This is a genomic window from Methanobrevibacter sp., assembly GCF_045539575.1.
GTDB lineage: Archaea > Methanobacteriota > Methanobacteria > Methanobacteriales > Methanobacteriaceae > Methanocatella.
This window is the reverse complement of the sequence record NZ_JAZQFM010000059.1, coordinates 1-4,759: the sequence shown is the minus strand read 5'-3', so window position 1 is coordinate 4,759 and position 4,759 is coordinate 1. Positions and strand designations below refer to the sequence as shown.

Genomic DNA, 4,759 nt, shown 5'->3' with positions numbered 1-4,759 from the left:
ATCATGGCATGTTAAGAGTAACCCACATTCTGTTCATGCAGCATTCATCTTAGCGAACTACCTTGCCTACACAATCGATTATCGGCATCTTTGCTCTTGCATCCTATGGAATGGCCGTTTCACCGTTTCTTTTAATGTCCTCAATCAAGTATCATCGTCTACCATTAAAAGCCGTGTCGTTTCTGCTCCAGGGTCATGCTTCTCAGCATACGTCTTTCAACGCCATAGTCTTGTATTGATGTGCGGAGTTTCCTTAGTTAAAATGTAATTAACCAGCAGCTGCCTTTAACTTGCCATGAAAAATAATAAGTTTAAGTAAAAATGTAGCAGGGCCTAGATTTGAACTAGGGATCTCGGGGTTATGAGCCCCGCGGGTTCACCAGACTACCCCACCCTGCTATATGAAAAACAGTAATAACTAATACTAATTATAATTGCTATACTATATAAAGGTTTCGATAAAATAGTTGAAATCAAAGAAAATAATATTAATTATTTTCTAATGATTCAATCCTCTTATCCAACTCACTTAATTTTTCCTCAGTGGCTTCCTGGAATTCCTTGGATGACTTTTTAAACTCAATGAAATCCTTCTCCAAAGCATCAACATTTGATGTGGTTTGGGAGAATTTGGTTTGAAGATCATCAATATCATCAGTGGTAGCCAAGGACCAGTCCTTAATCAACTCATCGCTTTTAGCGTCAAGGAAAGCATCAATCTTGCTGGAAAAGGCGTCAGTGTTTATGCCAGACATGTCAATGTCACTCAACTTGACCTTAATCCTTTTAGTGACAGAATCGGAATTGTCATCCTCTTTAACGGCATTCGCCACATCAGAGGAATTGCCGCCTAAAACCTCATCCATGTGAGCATCGGCACTGGTCGGCACATAACCGCGCAATTTATCCATGGCGCCCGGACTGTTCAATAAGTAATAGTAAACTAAAATCACAATTGCCACGATTAAAATTATTACTGCAATTGCTTCTGTTGCATCCATATTAACACCTATTTATTCATTTTTTTAAGCTTAGCTTCTTTCTGCTCAATTTCCTTAAGCATCTTTTCCAATTTTCTCTGTTCAGTTTCAGCTTCAAGCCTGGCTAATCTCTCATTGATTTCAGAGTGAAGATAGCCTACACGACTTCTTGCTTCTGTTGTGGATTGCCTGATTGCTGAAAGACTGTCTTGTTGCTCTTGCGGCAATGGAATAGGATTGTCCATTAACCTTTTGGATTCGATATCTTTTTCCACCATGGACATTTTCTTAAGTTCAATTTCCTTTTCAAGAAGTTTAATTTCATTCTTGGACTTGGCAACACTTCTCCATTGGAAAACGATAATAATCAATACCACAACAACAATAATCAAAATAATCAGTAGGAACATTTGATCAGGTATTGTAGGAAAATCCATTTATTCAACCTCCACGTTTAATATATATTTTAATCAATATAAAATATTATATAAAGTTTATTAGTTAAATATTTAATTATATCAATAGAGAAGGTAATAACTTATGATGGAATCTTATATTGAATCTGGAAAACTCGCTTCAAAGATACGTGGAGAAGCTTCAAAGATGATTAAGGACGGAACCTTGGTCATTGACCTGGTCGAATATGTTGAAAGTGAAATCCTGAAGGCAGGAGCAGACATCGCTTTTCCATGCAACGTGTCACTGAACGAAGTTGCAGCCCACTACACCTCACCTGCAGGAGATGAAACAGTCATCCATGCAGGAGACATGGTTAAACTGGATTTGGGGGCAATGATTGATGGCTATATTGCAGACACTGCAGTTACAGTAATAGCCGATGGGGACATCACTGCAAACTACACTCAGGATGAGATAAACCTGCACGAGGAAATCGTTGAAGCGTCAGCCGCAGGATTGGAAGCTGCAATCGCCACCGTCAGGGCAGGGGTTGAAGTGTCAAAAATAGGCGCTGCAGTCCATGAGGCAATAGCAGAATACAAGTTAAACCCAATCTTTAATTTAACAGGCCACAGCCTGGAGCAGAACAATCTCCACGCTGGAATATCAATTCCGAACTATGACAATCATGACGGATACGCTCTAGAAGAGGGCCAGGCAATCGCAATCGAACCATTCGCAACCAACGGCGAAGGCCTTGTCAACGATGCGCCGGGACACTACATATACTCCTATATGGCAAACAAGCCGTTCAGGATGAAATCCACAACCAGAGTCCTGAAATACATTCAGCACAACCACCGCTTCGTGCCTTTCTCAGGAAGATGGATAACAGACGAGTTCGGTGAAAGGAAAGGCCATATGGCATTGAAGCAATTGGCTGATGCAATGGCAATATACCCTTACGCGCCTCTGCGCGAAAAGCAGGACTGCTTTGTAAGCCAGAAGGAGCATACTGTAATCGTTGAAAAAGAAGGCTGTACCGTTACAACCATTTAAAAAAAAAAAAATATTCAGAAAAGAATTAATTCTTTTCTATTTTAAATCTTGAAAGTAGAGAATGTGAAATCATCCTTAAGTTTCTTATATTGTACTGTAAGCTTATAATAACCTGATTTTTTAGGGTGTTTCAACTTAAAATTTGCAACACCTTTCTTGTTGGTTTTTGCTTTATAAGTTTTTTTGTTAAATTTGATTTTAACCAATTTATTCTTTTTATTTTTACCAAGCAATTTAACTGTGAATTTAACTTTAGAATTCTTATTTTTTTTAGCCATCTTAACTTTAAACGGATTTTTTACAACAAGATTATTTGAAACGATGAAATCTTTATATATTGCAGAAATAGTATATAATCCTGGCGTTGAAGTGATTTTCAATGTAGCATAACCATTCTTATCTGTTTTTTTAACTGTTTTCTTATTATTTATAAAAAATGTGACTTTTTGGCCTGCTTTTACAGGATTTCCATTATCATCAAAAACACGAACCTTATATGATTTACCATCATCATAATACATTTTAATCTCTTTACCACCTGTGATTACATTAAAAACCTTAATATAATCAGACATTACTTCACCAGTACCATAATTGACAGCACTAATCTTATGATTTCCATTTGAGAGTTTTGCTTTTAACAATGCAACCCCATTTGAATCTGTAGCAATTTCATAACCCCATTTATTGTCATCATTTAAATAGAATGCAACTAAAGCATTTTGTAATGGCTTTCCAGTTGTATCATAAAATGTTGCTTTATACCAAATTCCACCATTTACACGGTTTGTGATTCCCTCCATCTTTATTGTCTGAACTGTTTCGACTGATAGTTTTGAATCATCATCAACGACAGCATATTTATCATCAGATACCTGTTTATATGTCTCTTGATCTTGAGACTCATCAACGGACAACAAATCCTCTTCGTTTACTGTTAAATCATTGTCTTTAATGTCCTCATCAGCATTCATTGCCAAATCAGTTGCATTGTCGTCAGCCGCAAATGCAAAATTCACTGACAATACCACTGTCAATGCGATGAGGAAAATGAGTAATTTAGTGTTTTTCATTAAATAACCTCCATATGTTAAATATGTTTGACAAGAGGACTATTTAAACTTAATTCAAAAAAAGAGTTAAAAAAATAAAAAAAGAAAAAAAGAAAAGGAATTAGTATTCCACAGGAAGTGGTAATCCTAATTTAGCTCTTCTTTCACGTTCTTTGCCGTTTTTGTCCTTTTTACCTTTAGCTAATTTTTCAAGTAAAGGAAGACCTGGTTTAACTTCGTCCATTGGTTTGGTTTCGATTAAACCTGCGTCAACAGCAGCTTTAAAGATGGAGTCACCGTCATCTGTTCTGGTCAATACAGTGGACCATCCGTCAGGAGATCCTACTGAACCGGTTGATACGTCAGCCCATTCAGCCACGTAATCCATACAGATGTTACATCCAGCTTGTTCATATCCGTGTGTTTCTTTAATAGCTAATCCTGAGTCTTCACCGTCTTTGGTTAACCAGAATTTACCTTTACCGATGTCCATTTTAGTAGCATCTGTTAATGAGTCAAATCCTAATTTAGCAGTTGCAAAGGTGTCGAGAGAAGCCATAGGGAAGTTTTCCATACAGTAGATACCGATGAGTAATTTGATTTTATCAACAACGAATCTGGTTAATGGATAAGCTTGTGCTTTTCTTAAACCTTGGGTTTGACATGGAGTTGCCACTACACCGACTTTCTCTAATCCATATTGACGGGTTGCTTCTTTTAAAGCGGATAAGGTTGGAGACATTGAGTATTTGGTACCTGCTGCTGCAATAACTTCATCTGCTGAGGTTACTACAGTAGGAATAGGCCTCCAATCATCATCAGGAGTTCCAGCTACAACAGCACCTTCAATGATTCCTTCATCGAGTGCGTAACAGAGTAATGCTGAAACAATTCCTCCGTCTTGGGATACATCTAATATTTTTTTATCAGTTGATCTTGCAGATAATGCTTCTTTATAAGTACCTAATGGCATGTTCAATCCTCCTATAATCCTGTGTTTTCTTTAATTCTTTTTATAGGTAACCATGCTCTTGGACACATTGCATAACAAGATCCACATTTAATACATCTATCTCTGTCACAGCTAGGTCTACCTTCAGAAAAGCCCATAGCTCTTGTAGGACAAGCTAGAGCACAAGTTCCACATCCAGTACATAATCCGTTACGGATTACATTGGTTAATACGTCACAGCCACATCCAGTGTTACAAGCAGCTTTGTCCATTGCAGGTTGTAAGTATTCTAAGTCACCGTTACATAATGCAACAAC

General features: G+C 37.4%; 6 protein-coding genes, 1 tRNA gene and 1 other RNA gene. 1 reads left to right on the top strand and 7 read right to left on the bottom strand.

Annotation, left to right across the window (positions count from 1 at the left end):
• Positions 1-6 precede the first annotated feature (6 nt).
• The 4 genes from rnpB to ACKI30_RS07945 all read right to left on the bottom strand — a co-directional run bounded on the left by rnpB (position 7) and on the right by ACKI30_RS07945 (position 1,417).
• An RNA gene (rnpB, locus tag ACKI30_RS07960) (RNase P RNA component) lies at positions 7-294 on the bottom strand.
• 30 nt (positions 295-324) lie between these two features.
• A tRNA-Met gene (locus tag ACKI30_RS07955) sits at positions 325-399 on the bottom strand.
• A gap of 89 nt (positions 400-488) precedes the next feature.
• Positions 489-1,001, bottom strand: a complete 513-nt coding sequence (locus ACKI30_RS07950; RefSeq protein ID WP_295599387.1) for a hypothetical protein — start codon at positions 999-1,001, stop codon at positions 489-491.
• 8 nt (positions 1,002-1,009) lie between these two features.
• The gene (locus ACKI30_RS07945) at positions 1,010-1,417 is read right to left on the bottom strand and encodes a hypothetical protein (RefSeq protein WP_295599384.1); all 408 of its coding nucleotides are present in this window, start codon (positions 1,415-1,417) and stop codon (positions 1,010-1,012) included.
• A 103-nt stretch (positions 1,418-1,520) separates the two neighbouring features.
• On the opposite strand from ACKI30_RS07945, the gene map reads away from it, so the two are divergent.
• Positions 1,521-2,438 (top strand): type II methionyl aminopeptidase, encoded by a 918-nt coding sequence (map, locus tag ACKI30_RS07940; protein ID WP_407411423.1) that lies wholly within the window; start codon positions 1,521-1,523, stop codon positions 2,436-2,438.
• A 41-nt stretch (positions 2,439-2,479) separates the two neighbouring features.
• Here map and ACKI30_RS07935 read toward each other — a convergent pair whose 3' ends face one another.
• From ACKI30_RS07935 to ACKI30_RS07925, 3 genes are all read right to left on the bottom strand, one after another.
• Positions 2,480-3,511 carry an Ig-like domain-containing protein gene (locus ACKI30_RS07935; RefSeq protein ID WP_407411421.1) on the bottom strand — a complete coding sequence of 344 codons (1,032 nt, stop codon included), beginning with the start codon at positions 3,509-3,511 and terminating at the stop codon, positions 2,480-2,482.
• Positions 3,512-3,611: 100 nt separating this feature from the next.
• On the bottom strand, positions 3,612-4,463 hold the full coding sequence (frhB, locus tag ACKI30_RS07930) for a coenzyme F420 hydrogenase subunit beta (RefSeq protein ID WP_407411419.1): 852 nt from the start codon (positions 4,461-4,463) through the stop codon (positions 3,612-3,614).
• Between the two features lie 11 nt (positions 4,464-4,474).
• Positions 4,475-4,759, bottom strand: a 285-nt coding sequence (locus ACKI30_RS07925) for a 4Fe-4S dicluster domain-containing protein (RefSeq protein ID WP_407411417.1), incomplete at its 5' end; no start/stop codon positions are given.